This window comes from Rheinheimera sp. WS51 (assembly GCF_050936095.1).
Taxonomy (GTDB): Bacteria; Pseudomonadota; Gammaproteobacteria; order Enterobacterales; family Alteromonadaceae; genus Alishewanella.
The window spans coordinates 70,938-90,888 of record NZ_JBOTRC010000008.1 but is presented as its reverse complement, the minus strand read 5'-3'; the positions used below and the strand labels follow the sequence as shown (position 1 = coordinate 90,888).

Below are 19,951 nucleotides of genomic sequence, written 5' to 3'. Positions count from 1 at the left end.
TTAGCATAGCAGCAACTAGGCTTGCTATGTTCTGTTAAAACAAAAAAATGCTAAGATAATCATCCTATTTTATTAAGTAACTATTTTTCAATGCTGACTAATACCCTGCCTCTGCTTGGCAAGAAACTTTTGCTGATAACCTTAGTTTTTCATTTTTCTTTAACCAGTTTTAACCTCAGTGCAGACACGACAACAACTATGCCAAATCCAGTTGAATTACCTCAACACTGGCAGCGTACTGTGTTAAAAGAGCCGCTTTATAATGGTAACATCAGCCTAGTACAAGCTGGGAACAACACTGCGCCTATCTTGTTTTTAATCCACGGCTTAGGTGAAAACGGCATGCTAGATTGGCTGCCGGTTATTAAACAATTTGAATCTGATTATCATGTCATCAGTATCGATTTACCTGGTTTTGGCTTATCAGATAAAACTATCGAGCAGTTATCTCCATCTCGCTATGCCGAGCTAGTGCATTGGGTTATAAAGCAGTTTAGCGATAAGCCAGTTATTGTAGCCGGCCATTCCATGGGCGCAGCCATTAGCTTACGCTTCGCCGCAGATTATCCACAGCAGGTAAGCAAGCTGATTATGTTAGATACAGCAGGGGTGCTGCAGCGTACTGTTTTTGTCAAACATTTAGCAAAAATGCCTGAATCTTACCAATGGATGGAGCAACTTGGCCCAGCAAAAGGCGTGTTTGCTAGTGTGTTAGGCAAGTTTAATCGTTTTACAGAACGCTTAACCTCTAAAGTGCTAACAGGGTTAGACCATCTGCCTGATCCGGCCCAGTTACTGTTAAACCTACCAATAGCCCAACGCTATTTATATCGCGATAGAACCAATTTAAATGCCGCTTTGGGCTTAATTTACGAAGACTTCACCGCGGCCATTAGCCAAGTTAAGGTGCCAACCCATATTATATGGGGCGAGCAAGACAGAATTGCGCCACTACGTACGGGCCAAGTTTTAGCGCTCCGCATGCCTAACGCTCAATTGCATGTCATTAAAAACTCCGGCCATGTGCCTATGGCCGATGCACCACAACAGCTACTTGTCGTATTTCAACAGGCATTGCAGCAACCAGCAGAGCAAACAGCTTTACCGGAATTTATAGCTAGCAAGCAAGATCTCAACTGCCATAACCAAACAGACAAAAAATATAGCGGCCACTATCAACAGATACGCATTATTGGCTGCCGCTATGTGCGACTTGAACAACTTACTGCAGAATCAATCTATATAGAAAACGCTATTGTAAGTATGCAAGATATTACTATTAACAGTGATGCCACCGCCTTAACGCTGCTAAATAGCGCTGTTACTATCACTAATGCCGACTTACATGGCTTAATCGCCTTATATAGCGACAATAGTAAAATAGATGCTGCCGGCCTTAACCTGTATGCTACAGAGCAGACCATAAAACTTAATAACGACAGCGCCTTATATTTTTCTGTAAGCGAAATTAAAAGCCCACAACAGCAAATTTTACATGGCTACTCGTTAGGTAACCGCGTAAATTTACAATAAGTTTTAAGCCAGCATTACTGACACAGCTAACACCAATAAACCAGCTAAAAAAACAAAACCCTGCAAAGCAGGGTTTTAAAGTTTTATATTCTAAGGATTCAAAGCTGTTCTTGTTTAGAACGGGATATCATCATCAAAGTCGATATTTGGCTCTACTGGCTGTTGAGCCGGTTGCTGATAACCACCCTGTTGCTGTGCTGGTTTTTGATAACTTTGCTGTGGTGCAGCTTGTTGCGCTGGCTGCTGGTAACCGCCTTGCTGTTGCTGATAACCACCTTGTTGCTGCTGTGGTTGGCTTGGCTTTTGGTAGCTGCTTTGTTGCTGCTGAGGAGCTTGTTGTGGTCTTTGGTAGCCACCTTGTTGTCCGCCCATACCGCCTTGCTGCTGGTTATCACCACGGCCGTCTAACATTTGCAGTTCGTTAGCAATAACTTCTGTGGTGTAACGTTCAATGCCGTCTTTATCTTGCCATTTGCGGGTTTTTAATTTGCCTTCAATATAAACCTTGCTACCTTTGCGTAAGTATTCACCAGCAATTTCAGCTAAACGATTGTAGATAACAATACGATGCCATTCTGTTTGCTCTTTTTTCTCATTAGTCGCTTTGTCTGTCCAGCTTTCTGATGTGGCAACCGTTAAATTTGCTACAGCACCACCTTGCGGCATATATCGCACTTCGGGATCTTGGCCTAAGTTACCAATTAAAATAACTTTATTTATTCCACGCGCCATCTACATTCTCCTAAAAATATTAAGCTTCGGCGGCGGCAATAATTGCTTTTGCCTGCGCCGGATCAAATTCTGCTGAGCTAACCTTTAAATAACAGCGTTGCTCTGTCAGTAGTAATGTTACTTCTTGTACACCCGTTAAGGCGCTAAGTTGTGCTGCAAGTTGCTGTGCTGCTAATTCAGTTTCTACTGCTACGGCTAACGATAAACGCTGCGCACGCTCTGGAATAATCAGTGTACTGGCAACCAGTAACCAAAGTAAACCAATAACCGCTAACACTATAAACAGTGCTTGATTACCGTACTGCTGCACTACAGCACCACCGATTAGGCCACCTAAAAAAGCACCAAAAAACTGGCTACTTGAATAAATTCCCATAGCACTACCACGCTGCCCAGCAGGCGCAATGCGTGATACTAAAGCAGGCAAACTTGCTTCTAAAAAGTTAAAGCCTATAAAGAACAGCAGCATGCCAAGCACTAAGCCAATAAAATTAGCCAGCAATAATACGCTAAGCATAGCAGCTATTAGTAAGGCAATTGCCACTAAAAAGAAGCCTTTTTCTTGCGACTTACGCATAGCTATAATCATCATGGGTAGCATTAAAACAAAAGAGCTAACTAAAATAGGCAGGTAAAATTGCCAATGCTTAACTGAGGCTAAACCGGTGTTAGTTAATAATTGTGGTAAAGCAACAAAGATAGCGGTTAGCATTAAATGCAATAACATAACACCCAGATCTAGTTGCACTAATTGACGATGCTTTAACATGGCTTTTAAGCTTTGCGGTAAGGCTAAGGTTTCAGCCGTTGGCGCTTTTTGCACACTTTTAGGCACCACAAACCACACCAGTGCCATGGCAACTAACGCTAGCAAAGCAGTAAACCAAAATACACCGCTAAGCCCAGCCCAACGGGCAACTAGTGGCCCTAAAATCATGGCTACCGCAAAAGATAAACCGATACAAACACCAATAATCGCCATCACTTTCGGCCGCTGTTCTTCTCGGGTTAAATCTGCTGCTAGTGCTAATACTGCACCTGCTATAGCACCACCGCCTTGTAAAATGCGACCTAAGGTTACCATATACACAGAATCGGCCAGGGCGGCGACAACAGAGCCGGCAGCAAACAGCATTAAACCTGCCAGCATTACTTTATGCCGACCAATGCGATCAGACAGCCAGCCCATAGGTATTTGCAAAATAGCTTGGGTTAAACCATAAGCGCCAATGGCTAGGCCAATCCATAGTGGTGAAAAGCCGGCTAACTCACTACCATAAAGGGCAAAAACAGGTAGCAACATAAATAGCCCCAGCATACGGCTAGAGAATACTAAGGCTAGGGCAACGGCGGCGCGTTTTTCAACAGAGTTTAATTGCTGCATTGGCTTACTTTAACGCTTTGACATGATAATAAATAGGCGGCGAGTGTAACATAAAATGGCTCTGCATTAAGCGCTGTTTCGTTAAGCTAACCGCTATTGCTGTTTTAAAAACGTTTCTAAATAATGAAAAGCTAACTTTACAGGCAATTTAGTTGCCGCAGCTCAAATAGGTGTATATTTTTACAGTTTATACTGGGTTATGCTTAAATAAAAGCCACAGATCTGCAATAATGCTTTTTGCGTATAAAAGCGAAACTTGAAATAAGGCTATAATGAAAACAATTGATATTCGTGGTGCCCGTACCCACAACTTAAAAAATATTTCATTGGTTATTCCGCGTGATAAATTAATTGTTATTACCGGTTTATCCGGCTCGGGTAAGTCTTCTTTAGCATTCGACACTTTATACGCTGAAGGCCAACGACGCTATGTTGAATCTTTATCTGCTTATGCTCGGCAATTTTTAAGCTTAATGGAAAAGCCTGACGTTGATCATATAGAAGGCTTATCACCGGCTATTTCAATAGAGCAAAAGTCAACATCGCATAACCCGCGCTCTACTGTGGGTACTATCACCGAAATTTACGATTACTTAAGGCTGTTATTTGCCCGTGTTGGCGAGCCACGCTGCCCAAGCCATAATTTACCTTTAGCCGCCCAAACCATTAGCGAGATGGTAGATAAAGCTACTGCTTTTGATAACGACACTAAGTTAATGGTTTTAGCGCCCGTAGTTCAAGATCGCAAAGGTGAGCATGTTAAGCTTTTAGAAAGCTTGGCAGCACAAGGCTATATTCGCGCCCGTATTGATGGCGAAGTTTGTGATTTATCTGATCCGCCAACACTAGACTTACACAAAAAACACACTATTGAAGTTGTTATTGACCGGATAAAAGTACGTGACGACGTAAAATTGCGCTTAGCTGAGTCTTTTGAAACGGCATTAGCTCTTTCTGGCGGCATAGCAAAAGTGGCATTAATGGATGACCCTGACGCCGAAGAGCTTATTTTCTCTGCTAACTTTGCCTGCCCAACTTGCGGTTATTCAATGACCGAATTAGAGCCGAGAATGTTCTCGTTTAATAACCCAGCTGGCGCCTGCCAAAGCTGTGATGGCTTAGGGGTAAAGCAATACTTCGATCCAAATAAAGTAATTGTTAGTGACGAATTAAGCTTAGCTGGCGGTGCTATTCGTGGTTGGGATAAGCGTAATTTTTATTATTTTCAAATGCTAAAGTCATTAGCAGAGCACTATAAATTTGCATTAGATGCCCCGTTTAACAGCCTCACTAAAGCCCAGCAAAACGCTATTTTACAAGGTAGTGGCCATAAGGTTATCGAGTTTAAATACCTTAATGATCGCGGCGACATAGTGCTGCGCAGCCATACTTTTGAAGGCATATTGCCTAATATGGAGCGGCGTTATCGTGAAACTGAGTCTAACTCGGTACGGGAAGAATTAAGTAAATACTTAGCTAGCCAGCCTTGCCCTAGCTGTAGTGGTACGCGTTTACGCGAAGAAGCCCGTCATGTCTTTATTGGCCAAACTAACTTGCCAAATATTGTTGAGTTATCAATAGGCGACTGTATGAACTTCTTCCAGCAACTTAGCTTGCAGGGGCAAAAAGCTAAAATTGCCGAAAAGGTATTAAAAGAAATTCAAGACAGGCTAAGTTTTTTAGTTAATGTTGGCTTAAATTACTTAAACCTATCGCGCAGTGCTGAAACCTTATCTGGCGGCGAAGCCCAACGTATTAGGCTAGCCAGCCAAATTGGCGCTGGTTTAGTGGGGGTAATGTATGTGCTAGATGAACCCTCTATTGGCTTACATCAACGCGATAATGATCGTTTATTGGCCACATTGCGCCACTTACGCGACTTAGGTAACACGGTTATTGTGGTTGAACACGACGAAGATGCCGTACGCTTGGCAGACCATATTATTGATATTGGTCCTGGTGCTGGTGTTCATGGCGGTCAAGTTGTTGCTCAAGGCACATTACAACAAATAATGGCTGAGCCTGAATCGTTAACAGGCCAGTATTTATCGGGTGCTCGCGAAATAGCTATTCCAAAACAGCGTACGGCTGTTGGCGATAAATGGTTAAAAGTGCTTGGCGCAACGGGCAATAACTTAAAAAATGTCGACCTAGCCATTCCTTTTGGCTTAATGACCTGTATTACGGGTGTATCAGGCTCAGGTAAGTCGACTTTAATTAATGATACGCTATTTAGGGTTGCCCACAGGGCGCTAAACAAAGGCGAAGGCGCAGATCCTGCTCCGCATGAAAAAATTACCGGTTTAGACCACTTTGATAAAGTAATAGATATCAACCAAAGCCCTATTGGCCGCACACCTCGCTCTAATGCTGCAACCTATACGGGTATTTTCACTGGTGTTCGTGAATTATTTGCCGGCACGCAAGAAGCGCGTTCTCGTGGCTATAAAATTGGCCGCTTTAGCTTTAACGTTAAAGGAGGCCGCTGTGAAGCCTGCCAAGGCGATGGCATGATAAAAGTAGAAATGCACTTTTTACCCGATGTCTACGTGCCTTGTGATGTTTGTCACGGTAAACGTTATAACCGCGAAACCTTAGAAATAAAATATAAGGGTAAAAACATCCACCAAGTATTAGATATGACAGTAGAAGAAGCCCTAGAGTATTTCTCTGCCATACCAGCTATGAAGCGTAAACTGCAAACCTTGCTAGATGTTGGCTTAAGTTATATTAAATTAGGCCAATCGGCGACAACCTTATCAGGTGGTGAAGCACAGCGGGTTAAATTAGCGCGTGAGCTAAGCAAGCGCGATACCGGTAAAACCTTATATATTTTAGATGAACCAACCACCGGCCTGCATTTTTACGATATTCAACAGCTATTAAATGTATTGCACCGCTTGCGCGATCACGGTAACACTATAGTGGTTATAGAGCATAATTTAGACGTAGTGAAAACCGCTGACTGGATTGTTGACTTAGGCCCAGAAGGCGGTAGCGGCGGCGGTGAAATTTTAGTTGCCGGCACACCAGAGCAAGTCGCTGACTGCGAAAAGTCTTACACTGGTCATTACTTAAAACCGCTATTAGCTTAATAAAACCGCTGCCTTACTTGGTAAGAGTAAGGCAGCTACAAATGGCCATTGCCATAGTAGCTACTAAATAAATCACAATGCGCATGCACCTTAATGTTCGCATTAGCCCCTGCAGTAAAGCGGCATTAAAGTAAGTACAAGCGCGTAAAAGCACAGCTGATATAGCTGCCACTTTATATATAGCAGAAGGCACTGCACGTAATTACTTATCAGAAGCCATTAGTAAGCTGCACGCAACTAACAGAATAGATGCAGCCCGCATTGCCCGACAAAAAGGCTGGTTGTAAAACGAGATAACTTAACTTGTATTGGTAGTTTAACCCCAGCTTAGTAAACTGCTAAGCTGGGGGGTTGTGTAGTTTAAAGCGGATCTGGAATTTTTGCTGCGCTTAATTTTTTCTCTAGTTTTTCAATCTTCTCTTGAGCCTGCTCACGATAACGAGTTAAGCGTTCAATAGTGGCAGCCGCATTATCTTTAACAAAACCAACCTGTTGTTCTAACTGGTTCTTCTGCTTTAATAAGCGGTCATGTTCGAGTTGCATATCATGCGTTTTATCACGATGCTGTTGCAGCTCTTCTCGTAATTGCCTAATGGTTTCACGCTGTTCAACTTGATGGCTAGCGGTCATTTCATTTTGTTCTTTCAGCATGGTATTGCTGGCTTTTAGCTGATTTAGCATTTCTTGCATATCAGCAGGGCCATTATCTGATACCTTCTGAGCTTGAACTAAGTTATCTAATTGCTGCTGTAGTTTAGCTATAGTATCACGCAGTTCTTTCGCTTCTTTTTTAGCATCTTCATGTTCAGCATTTAACGTCGATATTTGATTCTCATACTGGTTAATCTGCTGTTGGGCTTTTTCTATGTCAGCACTTGAAGCCTGATCTTGAGCACTACTTGCTGCAACTTTTGCTAAAGCAACATCTCGCTCAGCTTCTAATGCAATTTTGTCCTCTTCAAACTCTTTTAAGTTTGCTTGAGCTTGTTCAAGATTTTGCTGTAGTAACTTAACCTGCTCATTATCACTGCTTGAACCTGAAGCTTCAGCTGCCTTGGCTAAGGCTTGCTGATGCTCTGCTAACAATTGCGCTTTTTCTTGCTCTTGAGCTGCTAAATTATCTTTAAGCTGTTGATAATGATGCTCTAGCTCTTGATACTTCTTAACTAACTCTTCATCACCACCTGCCGCAACTGTCGCTACTCCACCAGAACTTTGTAAGTCTTCAAGCTGCTTTTGTAGCCGACGGCTTTGTGCCAAAGCTTGTGTTTCTGTTTTGGTTGCAGTTTGTAAGCGCGTTTCAAACTCTGACAACATACCATTAAGTTCAATGATCTCGTTTTCTTGATCCTGCAACTTAGCCGCAGCCGCTTTAGCGCTGTTACGTAACGCTTCAACTTCAGCTTGTGCTTCAGTCGCTACTTTTAATTCTTGTTCAGCTTGTTCTAATTGCTGCTCAGAAGTCGCTAACTTACTTTGTAATTCAAGTAACTGTTGCTCACTTTGTTGTAAAGCGTGCTTAAGTTGCTGCTGTAATTCATGACTTTCACGCTGCTGCTGTTCTAACTGTTGCTGCAACTGCTCTGATTGTTTTTGCGCTTCTGTAATTAATTCTTCTTGAGCCTGTAAGCTACTTTCTAACTCAGCAATAATACCGGCTTGTCTTTGCTGTTGCTGTTCTACTTGTAACTGCTGCTCTTCTGTAGCAGCAGTCATCTGGCTAATTTGATCTTTTAATTCTTGCTGAACCTGTGTCGCTTCAGCCAATTGCTGCTGCGTTTGTTCTAGCTGTTCTTTTTCTGCGGCTAATGCTTGTTCCGCAACACTGAATTGCTCTGTTAGTTCAGCAATTTTAGCCGTTGCTGCATCTCGCTCTTCAGATAAGGTGGAATATTTTTCAGTTTGTGTAGCTAAACGTTGTTGCTGTTCAGTAACGCTGGCTTCTAACTGCTCTTTACGCTGCTGGATATCAAACAGTTCATTTTGTAACTGCTGGTTTTGCTCTGCTGCGCTAACTTCAGCCTGGATAGCTTGCTCTAACTGGGCATTTAATCTGTCGGTATGTTCTTTGGCAAAAAGTGACGCTTCATGTTGGAAGGCATTGATAAAGTCAGCGCTAAAAAAAGGCGTATCAACAACCTCTGGCTTTTCAGGCACTTCATTAGCTTGTTCATTACGCCATTTTTGGTAATGCACTACAACACTGGCTTGCGCCCCAGGTATTTGAGTCAATAAATAATCTAACGAGACTGGCTGACCTGTTTTTTGCAGCTCATCACAGATTTTCTTAATATCATTATATTGCGCCATAATTTACATACCTGCCTGACAACTTTTAAGTTAGTAACCAAAACACCAGAATTCTTATTCTATGCCCTTTTGCCAAAAAGCCAAATTTTATCACAAATATTTTGCAAAAAGTGTTAACTAAAGCTACATTGCTGTATATAGATACAGTTAAATACTCTTTAGAGAGCCTTATGATTTTATATATTGCAGAAAAACCCAGTTTAGCGAAAGCGATTGCTGCAGTATTGCCTAAACCACAACAAAAAGATAATGGCTTTATCCGCTTAGCAAATGGTGATCTAGTAAGCTGGTGCATTGGTCACTTACTAGAACAAGCGACTCCTGAACAGTATAACTCAGAATTTAAACGCTGGCAGATGGAGCATTTACCTATAATCCCAGAAAAATGGCAACTAGCCGTGAAATCTAGCGCAGCTAAGCAATTTAAAATATTACAAAAGTTAATTAAACAAGCAGACAAAATAGTTCACGCTGGTGATCCAGACCGCGAGGGACAGCTTTTAGTCGATCAAGTGCTCGCTTTTTGTGATGTTAAAGGCGAAAAGTTAGCGACAACTCAACGCTTATTAATCAATGATTTAAATCCAGCTGCCGTAAAAAGAGCATTAACACAATTAAAAGCCAATAAAGATTTTGTGCCTTTATCAACATCGGCATTAGCCCGCAGTCGGGCAGATTGGCTATACGGTTTGAATATGACTCGCGCCTATACTTTACAAGGTCAAAAAGCAGGCTATAACGGAGTATTATCTGTAGGTAGAGTGCAAACACCCTTGCTAGGCTTAGTGGTACGCCGTGATGAAGAAATTGCTAATTTTATTAGTAAACCATTTTATCAAGTCGTCGCAACATTAAACACCGCCGATAATGAACAATTTACAGCATTATGGTTACCTAGTGAGGCCTGCTTACCTTATCAGGATAGTGACGGCAGAGTGTTAGTAAAAGCATTAGCTGAGCAAGTTAAAAGCAAAATTCTAAATCAACCGGCTAAGGTTTCTAAACTAGAGCAGAAAAATAAAAAACAAGCGCCTCCCTTACCTTACAATTTATCGGCATTACAAATTGACGCGGCTAAACGTTACGGTATTAGTGCCCAGCAAACTTTAGATTCCTGCCAGCAACTCTATGAAAGACATAAATTGATAACTTATCCTCGATCTGACTGTCGTTACTTACCCCTATCGCAGTTTAATGATGCCGCTGACATTTGCCAAAGCATAGCCACTAACAGCGATGAGTTAATAACTCAGGTTAAAAATTGCCAAACGTCATTACGCAGTAAGGCTTGGGATGACAGTAAAGTTACGGCTCACCATGCTATTATTCCAACGGCCAAGCGCCTAGCAATAGGTAAGTTAAGTCTTACCGAACAACGTTTATATCTCTTAATAGCTTTGCAGTACTTGGCTCAGTTTTATCCAGCCTATTGTTATAGCGAAACCAAAGTTGAAGTGAGCATTTTAACCGGCACTTTTCGCGCAACCGCTAAAGTTGAACAAAGTAAAGGCTGGAAACAACTATTACAGCAAACAACAAACCACATACAGCAAGCTTGCTCTGAAGACTACTCGATAAGCCAACTGCCAAAGCTAGTATTAGGCCAAGATCTTCACTGTATCAACTCAACAGTATTAGAAAAACAAACCCAAGCGCCACAGCACTTTACAGATGCAAGCTTACTCGCTGCAATGACCGGCATTAGCCGCTATGTTCAAGATAAGGAAACTCGAGCAATATTACGCGATACCGATGGTTTAGGCACAGAGGCAACCCGAGCACGTATTATTGAATTACTGTTTAAACGACAATTTTTACAACGAAAAGGGAAGCAGATTTTTGCCACCGAGACCGGTAAATCATTAATAAATACTTTACCATTAAAAGCGACACTGCCAGATATGACTGCACTTTGGGAGGCTAACTTAAACAATATCAGTCATAAAAGAAGCAGTTACCAAGCCTTTATGCAGCCTTTATGTGAAGAGCTACAGGCACTAATAGCAGAAGCAGCAACTATCACTATGGTTAACCTTCCTAAAAACACAACTAAACGCTGGACGAAGAAAAAAGCAGTAAAAAGTAAAGTAAAACGTAATTAATTGTTATTTTTGTAGCGCAGAGTAATGCGTTTGCTTTATCCTATTTAGCATTCAATATGGAGGACTTATGGTTAAAAACTTATATAAAACGATTGCGGCAGCCACTTTACTAGCAAGCTCTGGTTTAGCCCACGCAACTATAGTCGAAATTAAAACTAACTTAGGTAGCTTTGAAGTTAACTTATTTGATCAAAGCACACCGGTTACAGTTGAAAACTTTCTTAATTACACTAATGCTGAGCAATATCATAATACCGTTATTCATCGTTCAATGCCCGGTTTTGTTATCCAAGGTGGTGGCTTTGTTTTTGAGCAAGAATTACCCTTAAAACAAACGGAAACTAATGCTGCCATTGTAAATGAGCCAAAATGGTCGAATGTTCGTGGCACCATTGCTATGGCTAAATTATCTGGTAACCCTAATAGTGCGACAAACCAATGGTATATCAATTTAAGTGATAATTCGGCTAATTTAGATTTTCAAAATGGTGGCTTTACCGTATTTGGCCAGATTAATGCTCAAGGCATGGAGGTCGTTGATGCTATTGCGGCTTTGCCACGCTATAACTTCCAAGGCGTAACAACTGATTTACCTCTAACCAACTATACTTCTGATGATTACAGTGACAATAAACCTCTGGTTGCAAGTAACTTTATTGTTGTAGAAAGCATTACTGTAGTTGATGAAACACCGAACACTGAAGACAATGTTGCTAAAACACCAACCAGAAATGAGCAACCAGATACTATTATAGGTGGAAGCGCTGGTAGTGCAGGTTTAGTGTCATTATTGGCATTAATGTTAGTAGCAATTCGTCGCCGCATCACCCACTAACATTCACTTATTTTGCTTGATACATCGGCTTACTTAGCGCCAGCTTTTAGCTTTAGTAAGCCGAATTAAATTTAGTAAATATTAGCGCTGTTTATTTAAGCTAAAGGCATAAGCTGTAGTAAAGGCTGTCTCTTGAAAGCCTTTTAAACCGGTAGCTTTAAAGTCGATTTGTAATGGATTGCGTTTTAACTGCTCTTTAAGCTCTGTAGCCGACATTAAATGACAATCACAGCTTTTAATTAACTGCAAGGCTGCTTCTATTTTAAAGCCAACCGCACCACCAGCAAACTTACCTTTTTGTGGCCGCTCCTTGATGACTAATTGTTCAATTTTATAGTCTTCTATAAATTTAGCGAATGTAAATTGAAAGTGTCTTATTTGCTCACTATCGGCATCTTTAGTTAGTGTGAACCGAGTTTGTCGGCAGTCTGGCAATTCAAATAAGCCATTCTCTAACACCATAAGACAAATAATGGCTTCATTCGCCTTTATTTCTATTCCACATACGCGCATGAACACTCCCCAGTTAAGGTTTAGTTAAATTATGATGCTGATTATTAAGAATAACGCAGCTTTGTTTTAATGGTTCGCCATAAATAATGGGATTAAAGTCACCATTTACACAATAGTTTTTATGAAACCTCAAGACAGAGTCTAGACTTGACGTTGCTTTTTCTAATTGACTACGCGGCCCTTCACCCCAGTTTTCGGCTGCTGCCATTAGTTCTTTCTTAACATGGCGTAGCGCCGCCTCATTACTGTCACTTGCCTTACTCGCTTTATCCATAATTAGGTTATATACCTGTTCTTTATAGGGGCGAATCAGCTCATGATCAGAGAAGGTGAGCACAAGTAAAAAAATAACAGCGATCCAAAAAAACTTTTTCATAATCGACCTAAATTAACTATTAGTAGCTACCGGATGCAGCTTATCCTTGCCATTCTCGATACATTGTAACTAATACTTGCGCCACATGCACCGTGCTTTATTCGACTAAAAATGTCAAATTCAGTCAATAACAATCGATTTTGTTACGAAGTCTTATTTTAACAGGCTTAGAGCAGCTTATTTTTTATCTCATAATGATATACTCAGTATTAAGCGTTAAAGTTGTTATGAGGATATACCGTGGATCAACAAAAGATAGATATTAAAAATATACCAGCTCAAGTTGAAATTCATAAGCCGGATCCTGCAAATAAAGTCTCTTATAACGCAAGAAACCGAATTTATGTTCGGGCGGTTACCGGTATCCATCAAGCAATTCGTCGTTATATTGGTTTTCTATCAATGGCCGCCTTTATGATATTGCCTTGGATCCAATACCAAGGGCAGCAAGCTATTTTATTAGATATTGGTGAGCAAAAATTTACCCTGTTCTCATTAACATTATGGCCGCAAGATTTTACGATTTTAGCCTGGATATTTATTATTGCTGCTTATGCACTATTTTTTATCACTGCGCTGTATGGCCGAGTTTGGTGTGGCTATTTATGCCCGCAAACAGTTTGGACCTTTATTTTTATTTGGTTTGAAGAAAAAATTCAAGGTACCCGTAACCAACGAATGAAATTAGATCGCGACCCGTGGAGCGCATCTAAGTTTGCAAAAAAGGCGGCGACACATGCTTGCTGGTTAGGCTTTTCTTTACTTACAGCCTTAATCTTTGTGGGTTACTTCACGCCTATCTGGCCCTTATTTAAAAACTTCTTCACTTTGCAAGCCGGCTTTTGGGCCGTGTTGTCGGTATTATTTTTTACTTTTTGTACCTATGGAAATGCGGGTTGGATGCGCGAAATTATGTGCACTCATATCTGTCCCTATGCACGTTTTCAATCGGCCATGTTTGATAAAGACACTTTTACCGTAAGTTATGATGAAAAAAGAGGTGAGAACAGAGGCCCCCGTTCACGCAAAGATAAGAATTACCAAGATAAGGGGTTAGGTGACTGTATCGACTGTAACTTATGTGTGCATGTTTGCCCAACCGGGATAGATATTCGCAACGGCTTACAATATGAGTGCATTAATTGCGGCGCTTGTGTCGATGCCTGTGATGACACTATGGATAAAATGGGCTATGAGCGAGGCTTAATCAGTTACACCACAGAACACAGTTTAGCCGGCAAGAAAACCAAGATAATGCGACCCAAACTACTTGGCTATATGCTAGTGCTGACTATAGTAACCAGTGCTTTTGGTTACACTTTATATAATCGCGTTCCTATGGAGCTTAATATTATCCGTGACCGCGGTGCTTTATATCGAGAAACCAATGAGGGCTTAATAGAAAACACCTTTACCGTTATTATTTCCAATAAATCACAACAAACCGCTGATTTTAATTTAAGCGTTGTTAGTGATATACCGTTTAACTGGATAGGTTTAGAACAGGTAACACTCAACGGTGGCGAAACTCGAAGTGTACCTATTAGTTTATCTATCGACCCTTACAGCATAGAGGTTGGAAAAGTTAACTTTAAAATTAAAGTAGAAAAAGTTGGCGATGCTGATGTCAATTTAATTAATAAATCGACTTTTTATGTCGGACATTAAAGCAACCATGGCAACATTCGACTTTAGTACGCTTCAGCCAGATTTAATTATTGATGCTCTACAACAACTCGGCCTTGACGTTAGCTCAGGGTTACTGGCGCTAAATAGCTATGAAAATAGGGTCTACCAATTTAGCGCTTATCAAGGTGCTGCTGAAACCGCAGCTAAGTTTGTAGTTAAGTTTTACCGACCTCAACGTTGGAGCGAAGCTCAACTGGAAGAAGAGCATCAATTTGCTTTTGAATTAGCTAACGCCGATGTACCGGTAGTTGCCCCTTTAGTAATTCAAGGTAAGTCGCTACACAGCTATCACGGTTTCTATTTTGCGGTTTACCCTAGTCGTGGCGGTAGAGGCTTAGAAACTGATAACGACCAACATCTTGCCATGTTAGGACGATTCTTAGGCCGCTTACATCAAGTGGGGTCGGCTAATCGATTTAAGCATAGACCCAGTTTTAGCGTACAAAGCCAACTTATAGAAAGCCAAAATACGTTATTAAACTCAGGTTTTATTCCTAGCTATTTACAACCAGCCTTTACCAGCGCATTACAACAAGTAATCGACTTAGCCAGCCAACACTATAAGCCTAATTCAATTATACGTTTACACGGAGATTGTCATGCCGGTAATCTGTTTTATGTAGACCAAGGTCCTTTCTTTGTTGATCTAGACGACTGCCGTATGGGGCCCGCTATTCAAGATTTATGGATGATGCTGTCAGGCGATCAAAAAGAGCAACGAGACACACTAGAGCTAATATTAGAAGAGTATGAGCAACATTGTGACTTTGATCCCTCTGAATTAAAGCTCATTGAGCCTCTTAGAGCAATGCGTATGGTACATTATATGGCTTGGTTAACTAAGCGATGGCAAGATCCTGCATTTCCGATGAACTTTCCGTGGTTTAATACAGACAAATACTGGGAGCAACAATGCTTAGCTCTTAAAGAGCAATTATTCTTATTACAACAAGCACCACTTTCACTAGTGCCACAGTACTAAACTTTGTTAAGCTAATTGCAGATTATTGATACAGGAATTTTTGCGTGAGAAAGTTATTTATAATTATATTGCTAAGCTTCTTCATACCTTTAGCGTTATCGGCCGATGAATTTAAACATGGTCACCATTATGATGTGATTGCAGCATCGTCGAGTGAAAAACCTGAAGTGGTTGAGTTTTTTTCTTTCTATTGCCCGCATTGCGCCAATTTTGAGCCCATCGCCCAACGTATTGAGCAACAACTACCAAAAAATGTTAGCTTTACAAAAATGCATGTCGACTTTATCCGAGCGGCAAGTCCAGCATTACAAAATAATTTAGCTCGAGCAGTTTTAGTGGCCGACTTAGAAGGCAAAAAACATCAAGTCGTTGATGCTATTTTTGAGCAGATCCATAAAAAAAGACAAAATTTTACTAGCCCAGAGCAAATTCGCCAGCTTGCCATAAGCGCGGGGGTTACCCCTGAGAGTTATGATGCCAATATTGAAAGCTTTGGTGTTATAAATGCTGCAGATTATATGAAGCAGCAACAGACAATGTACACAGAGCAAAGAGTATTAAAAGGTGTACCTATGCTTATTGTGAATGGAAAATATAGAATTAACCTTGAGAATCTAGATGGCGATTTAGAAGCCGAACTTGCCAAACTCATTCAGTTTCTTATTAGCAAAGATGACTGAGCCTAAGGTTCAGCCAAGGTAAATACATTACTAGTACTCTAAACCCAATATTTTAAAGCTTTAAGGATTTAACTAATGATTAAACGTGCAGCCATTTTGTTGTTATCTGTATTATTGCCATTAAGTGTTCAAGCAGACCAGTTTAAACAGGGCAAACACTATGAGGTTATCTCTGAGCAAGCAACTGCAAGGCCAGAAGTAAAAGAATATTTTTCATTTTACTGCGGTGGCTGTAATGCATTTGAACCTGTTGCACAGAGTATTGCTGCAAACTTGCCTGACAACACACCATTTAAGAAAGTCCATGTCGACTTTATTCGTGCCGCATCACCTGATATTCAAAATATGTTAGCCCGTGCCTATTTAGTAGCCAAAAAACTCGATAAAGGTGATGAAGTTGCTTCAGCTATTTTTAACCGTATTCATCGTAATCGGATGCCCTTTACTAATGAAGCCGATATTCGTAGCTTAGTGTTATTACACGGTATAGATGGCGACACTTATGATAAAGCCATCAAAAGCTTCTCTATAGTGGGAGCAGCTAAACAAATGAAAAAGGAACAGAATGAACTAAGTGAAAGTCGCATACTAACAGGTGTGCCAATGCTTATTGTTAATGGTAAATATAAAATTAATAATGCGGCTTTAGATAACCGTAACCTACAAGCAGAGATGCAGCAATTAATTGATTACTTATTAAAAAAAGATGATATAAAAAGCTAATATAGCTATATTACTTAAAAATAAAGCCGCTTACAGCGGCTTTATTTTTTGGTTAACAAGTTTAACCCTTGCTAGCTTATATCATTAGGGTAATAGCCTACTTAATTTTTATCTGACCCCATTTATCCACGGCAAATAAAGACGGGGCAAACGGGCCATCAGGTTTCCTCCTTGAAGTACCTGACTAAAACTAGCCCGCTAACGGCGCAAAATCAATGAACCTGACCCTATTGATTACTATAAAGGTTGCCTATTGGGTGTCTGGTCTATATCCGGTCGTTTGTTTTTCTGACGGTGATTGTTGGTTGCCGATCATTAACGGTCTGGTAGTGGTAGTGGTGTAAGTAAACTGCTTATCAGGGGGTGGAGTAGCTAGCGCTGAAAGGTACAGGTTTTCTGGTCTTGCTCTGGTCGTTTTCAATCAGGGTTGTAAAGTAACTTGGTTTGTTAGTAAAAATCTATTAACCTAACACGAGATGAGTTTGGAATGATCACTGGCAATAAGGGATTGAATGGACAGGTATGTGATTATAGATGTATGGACGTCACTTAAGTTAGCAGCTAAAAACTTCTTCTGGTTAGTTTTCTTATCTGTTCCTGTTTTATATTTTTTTGATTATCTAATATACTTGCCTATAGTAATAATTTTATTTTTAATCCAATCAATCGTAATATATTTAAAAAATTGTAAATATGTAGTTGACATTAAAGTTGGTGAATTTAGCTTTCCAAGAAGCGATCTCGAGAATAGCATCTTTCAAATTATCACATTTCAGCCTTATTGGGATTTGATGAGGCGTAGAACAGTAAAAATAAGTAGTATCGAAAATATTTATCTTGATACTCAGCGCTGGACTGAATCCAAAGATGTTGTTTCAGGCAGCTACTCTAGTGGTAAGACAAAATTTAGAAAAGTAAAAAAGAAGCGTGTTCTATTTAATATTAATGTCACAGGTGAGTTTGGTTCTGCGAATTTTAAATTCGTTAATAGACAAAAACGAGATGAGCTGCGCAATGCTCTCGAGCAAACAGTGAAAAGGATTAAAGGCGCTGTGGTTGATAAAAAGGTCTCAGAGTTAAATTATTAATAAGGATTGTTTGTGAAAAGGATCTTAAACGCATTATTTTTCTTATCTTTGTTGTACCCAGGTTTTCTACTTTATCCTTATGTGTCTGATGCAGTTTTGCTGTTATTCAAGCAGCACACAAGCGAGGCAATAGTTCGAATGCATCTTCGCACGATTTCTGATACTCGTTTTAATGATGAACTTTTCATAACACTTGAAGAAGACGATATTGAAACAGCAAATCAGATTTATGCTATTGGCTTAGAAAAACAGGTTATATTCGATGACCAGCTACTTATACGATTAAAAAAAGCTAATTCAACCTTGTCCGGTATATCCAGAACTGGCAAAGATTTATGGAATGGGATATCGACTGGTGAGGTAACCTCAACTGCAAGTTTGACAGGTGCAGTGGTCTCTGGTCTAACGGGAGTTAGTGACTTTAGGGATCTATCGACTGAGTTAGATGCTTATCCAGACTACGACTCGTTTACTGTGGGTTTATCGTTGGTTGGTATTACTGCTACTGCTATGACAGTTTCCTCTTTTTTTACCGGTGGCACATCGGCTGTTGGTGGTGTTTCTGCTCGAGTAGGTGTAACAGCTGTAAAGGGGCTTAGAACCGCTGGTAAACTATCAAAGAAACTGGAGCGGACATTTTCTAAACACACAGATGTTGTCATTGATAAAAAAGTATTATCAGAGTTTTCCGCAAAGCTGGATGATTTAGACCTCACCAAAGTTGATGCTAAGCAAATAGACGAGCTCTCTGTTCTTGCTAAGAATGCAATTAATCCCAAAGCGGCTAAGCCACTAATATCAGCAGTGGATGATATGAGGGTGATAGGCAGTAATTCTGGTTTTGTTGGTATTGCACGTAGTCTAACTATTGCTGATGACTTTAACGATATAAATAGATTGAAAAAATTGTCTGCGGTGACCAAAAAAAGTTTCACTGGGATAATAAAGCTAGCACCTAAAATAGCTAAGCCCATCTATAAAGCACTTCGGGTTCTTTTTGAGGCAGTGTTTTTTATTGTTTCTTCAATTTTTTGGTCAATATTGACTGCTTGGCGATTTGTTCGAGTATTTTACTAGGTAATAATTTAAAATTAACCATATAAAAGAGAGGTGTGCATGCCTTTAATACAATGTACTGATTGCGGGAAAGAAATTTCAGATTCTGCGCCAAGTTGTCCTAATTGAAAATTAGGGTCAGATAATAATTATCTCTGATCCTGCTTTGCCTTCGGTCGCCCTCTTGGCTCCAAATGCTGCCGCCGGCCCGTTAATGCTGCTATTTCTTGCTTAAAGCGATCATTACCCAATGCCATGCCACTTTTTACCGTACTGCGAATATCAGCAAGCACATCTTCACTTATTTCACTCCTGAACAAATCGCGATACGCTTGTTGCCGCTCAGCTGCGGTATCTGCCAATGCTAAATAACAGGCATGCCCCTGACACAACGCAGATTGCTTGCCTTGGGCATTTATAGCATAACTCGACCACGGATACTCCACAGGTGAGTCAACCATACCTGCCCGCACCGGGTTCAGTTCGATATAGCGATACACCGCCATTACATACTGCTCCTCCTGCAACAGGCACGACTTAAAACGCCCTTCCCACAAGGTACCGCTGCGCTGGTATGCCCGGTTAAAATACCGCACGTATCGCCGGCCAAGGCTTTGCATCATTAAACTAATGCCGCTATTGTCAGATGCGGTGCAAAGTAAATGCACATGATTGGTCATCATTACCCAGACATGTATATGTACGCCAAAGGCCTCTGAATATTCCTTCAGCCAATCGGCATAAGCTGCAAAATCATCGTCACTCGCAAAACACACCTGACGGTTATTACCGCGCTGAATAATATGCTCTGGTACACCGGCTAAATGCACTCGTGGAAGTCTTGCCATAACGC

16 protein-coding genes and 1 pseudogene are annotated in these 19,951 nt (G+C 40.7%); 11 read left to right on the top strand and 6 right to left on the bottom strand.

Going from position 1 to position 19,951, the window contains the following annotated elements; translation table 11 throughout:
- Positions 1-90: 90 nt before the first annotated feature.
- The gene (locus ACRCA4_RS10630) at positions 91-1,533 is read left to right on the top strand and encodes an alpha/beta fold hydrolase (RefSeq protein ID WP_433188052.1); all 1,443 of its coding nucleotides are present in this window, start codon (positions 91-93) and stop codon (positions 1,531-1,533) included.
- A 114-nt stretch (positions 1,534-1,647) separates the two neighbouring features.
- On the opposite strand, the gene ssb is transcribed toward ACRCA4_RS10630, so the two are convergent.
- Positions 1,648-2,265, bottom strand: a complete 618-nt coding sequence (gene ssb, locus ACRCA4_RS10625; protein ID WP_433188050.1) for a single-stranded DNA-binding protein — start codon at positions 2,263-2,265, stop codon at positions 1,648-1,650.
- 19 nt (positions 2,266-2,284) lie between these two features.
- A complete protein-coding gene (locus ACRCA4_RS10620; RefSeq protein ID WP_433188047.1) occupies positions 2,285-3,649 on the bottom strand; it encodes an MFS transporter in 1,365 nt (454 codons plus the stop codon).
- A 272-nt stretch (positions 3,650-3,921) separates the two neighbouring features.
- On the opposite strand from ACRCA4_RS10620, the gene uvrA reads away from it, so the two are divergent.
- Positions 3,922-6,744: an excinuclease ABC subunit UvrA gene (gene uvrA, locus ACRCA4_RS10615; RefSeq protein ID WP_433188045.1), complete on the top strand. Its 2,823-nt coding sequence runs from the start codon at positions 3,922-3,924 to the stop codon at positions 6,742-6,744.
- A gap of 158 nt (positions 6,745-6,902) precedes the next feature.
- Positions 6,903-7,031, top strand: a pseudogene (locus ACRCA4_RS10610) (LuxR C-terminal-related transcriptional regulator); the annotation flags it as partial.
- A gap of 73 nt (positions 7,032-7,104) precedes the next feature.
- On the opposite strand, the gene ACRCA4_RS10605 reads toward ACRCA4_RS10610, so the two are convergent.
- Positions 7,105-9,054 (bottom strand): hypothetical protein, encoded by a 1,950-nt coding sequence (locus ACRCA4_RS10605; protein WP_433188042.1) that lies wholly within the window; start codon positions 9,052-9,054, stop codon positions 7,105-7,107.
- A gap of 170 nt (positions 9,055-9,224) precedes the next feature.
- On the opposite strand from ACRCA4_RS10605, the gene ACRCA4_RS10600 reads away from it, so the two are divergent.
- On the top strand, positions 9,225-11,156 hold the full coding sequence (locus ACRCA4_RS10600; protein WP_433188039.1) for a DNA topoisomerase III: 1,932 nt from the start codon (positions 9,225-9,227) through the stop codon (positions 11,154-11,156).
- Between the two features lie 67 nt (positions 11,157-11,223).
- Positions 11,224-11,991 carry a peptidylprolyl isomerase gene (locus ACRCA4_RS10595; RefSeq protein ID WP_433188036.1) on the top strand — a complete coding sequence of 256 codons (768 nt, stop codon included), beginning with the start codon at positions 11,224-11,226 and terminating at the stop codon, positions 11,989-11,991.
- 81 nt (positions 11,992-12,072) lie between these two features.
- On the opposite strand, the gene ACRCA4_RS10590 is transcribed toward ACRCA4_RS10595, so the two are convergent.
- The gene (locus ACRCA4_RS10590; RefSeq protein WP_433188033.1) at positions 12,073-12,504 is read right to left on the bottom strand and encodes a DUF3010 family protein; all 432 of its coding nucleotides are present in this window, start codon (positions 12,502-12,504) and stop codon (positions 12,073-12,075) included.
- A 13-nt stretch (positions 12,505-12,517) separates the two neighbouring features.
- Positions 12,518-12,880 (bottom strand): hypothetical protein, encoded by a 363-nt coding sequence (locus tag ACRCA4_RS10585; protein WP_433188030.1) that lies wholly within the window; start codon positions 12,878-12,880, stop codon positions 12,518-12,520.
- A 240-nt stretch (positions 12,881-13,120) separates the two neighbouring features.
- Between ACRCA4_RS10585 and ccoG the strand changes: the two genes are divergently transcribed.
- From ccoG to ACRCA4_RS10555, 6 genes are all read left to right on the top strand, one after another.
- Positions 13,121-14,548, top strand: coding sequence for a cytochrome c oxidase accessory protein CcoG (gene ccoG / locus ACRCA4_RS10580; RefSeq protein ID WP_433188028.1), 1,428 nt, complete (start codon positions 13,121-13,123; stop codon positions 14,546-14,548).
- A complete protein-coding gene (locus ACRCA4_RS10575) occupies positions 14,535-15,551 on the top strand; it encodes a serine/threonine protein kinase (RefSeq protein ID WP_433188026.1) in 1,017 nt (338 codons plus the stop codon). Before ccoG ends, ACRCA4_RS10575 begins: the two co-directional genes overlap by 14 nt.
- Positions 15,552-15,595: 44 nt before the next feature.
- The gene (locus ACRCA4_RS10570) at positions 15,596-16,231 is read left to right on the top strand and encodes a thiol:disulfide interchange protein DsbA/DsbL (protein ID WP_433188023.1); all 636 of its coding nucleotides are present in this window, start codon (positions 15,596-15,598) and stop codon (positions 16,229-16,231) included.
- A 75-nt stretch (positions 16,232-16,306) separates the two neighbouring features.
- Entirely contained in the window at positions 16,307-16,954 is a 648-nt protein-coding gene (locus tag ACRCA4_RS10565) for a thiol:disulfide interchange protein DsbA/DsbL (protein ID WP_433188020.1), read from the top strand.
- Positions 16,955-17,478: 524 nt separating this feature from the next.
- The gene (locus tag ACRCA4_RS10560; RefSeq protein WP_433188017.1) at positions 17,479-18,042 is read left to right on the top strand and encodes a hypothetical protein; all 564 of its coding nucleotides are present in this window, start codon (positions 17,479-17,481) and stop codon (positions 18,040-18,042) included.
- Between the two features lie 12 nt (positions 18,043-18,054).
- Entirely contained in the window at positions 18,055-19,119 is a 1,065-nt protein-coding gene (locus ACRCA4_RS10555; protein ID WP_433188015.1) for a hypothetical protein, read from the top strand.
- A gap of 128 nt (positions 19,120-19,247) precedes the next feature.
- On the opposite strand, the gene ACRCA4_RS10550 is transcribed toward ACRCA4_RS10555, so the two are convergent.
- The gene (locus tag ACRCA4_RS10550; RefSeq protein ID WP_433188012.1) at positions 19,248-19,946 is read right to left on the bottom strand and encodes a transposase; all 699 of its coding nucleotides are present in this window, start codon (positions 19,944-19,946) and stop codon (positions 19,248-19,250) included.
- Between the last annotated feature and the right edge of the window lie 5 nt (positions 19,947-19,951).

Coding starts and splice junctions, on each gene's coding strand:
- ACRCA4_RS10630 (WP_433188052.1), top strand. CDS start 91: ATGCTGACTAATACCCTGCCTCTGCTTGGCAAGAAACTTTTGCTGATA.
- ssb (WP_433188050.1), bottom strand. CDS start 2,265: ATGGCGCGTGGAATAAATAAAGTTATTTTAATTGGTAACTTAGGCCAA.
- ACRCA4_RS10620 (WP_433188047.1), bottom strand. CDS start 3,649: ATGCAGCAATTAAACTCTGTTGAAAAACGCGCCGCCGTTGCCCTAGCC.
- uvrA (WP_433188045.1), top strand. CDS start 3,922: ATGAAAACAATTGATATTCGTGGTGCCCGTACCCACAACTTAAAAAAT.
- ACRCA4_RS10605 (WP_433188042.1), bottom strand. CDS start 9,054: ATGGCGCAATATAATGATATTAAGAAAATCTGTGATGAGCTGCAAAAA.
- ACRCA4_RS10600 (WP_433188039.1), top strand. CDS start 9,225: ATGATTTTATATATTGCAGAAAAACCCAGTTTAGCGAAAGCGATTGCT.
- ACRCA4_RS10595 (WP_433188036.1), top strand. CDS start 11,224: ATGGTTAAAAACTTATATAAAACGATTGCGGCAGCCACTTTACTAGCA.
- ACRCA4_RS10590 (WP_433188033.1), bottom strand. CDS start 12,504: ATGCGCGTATGTGGAATAGAAATAAAGGCGAATGAAGCCATTATTTGT.
- ACRCA4_RS10585 (WP_433188030.1), bottom strand. CDS start 12,880: ATGAAAAAGTTTTTTTGGATCGCTGTTATTTTTTTACTTGTGCTCACC.
- ACRCA4_RS10575 (WP_433188026.1), top strand. CDS start 14,535: ATGTCGGACATTAAAGCAACCATGGCAACATTCGACTTTAGTACGCTT.
- ACRCA4_RS10565 (WP_433188020.1), top strand. CDS start 16,307: ATGATTAAACGTGCAGCCATTTTGTTGTTATCTGTATTATTGCCATTA.
- ACRCA4_RS10550 (WP_433188012.1), bottom strand. CDS start 19,946: ATGGCAAGACTTCCACGAGTGCATTTAGCCGGTGTACCAGAGCATATT.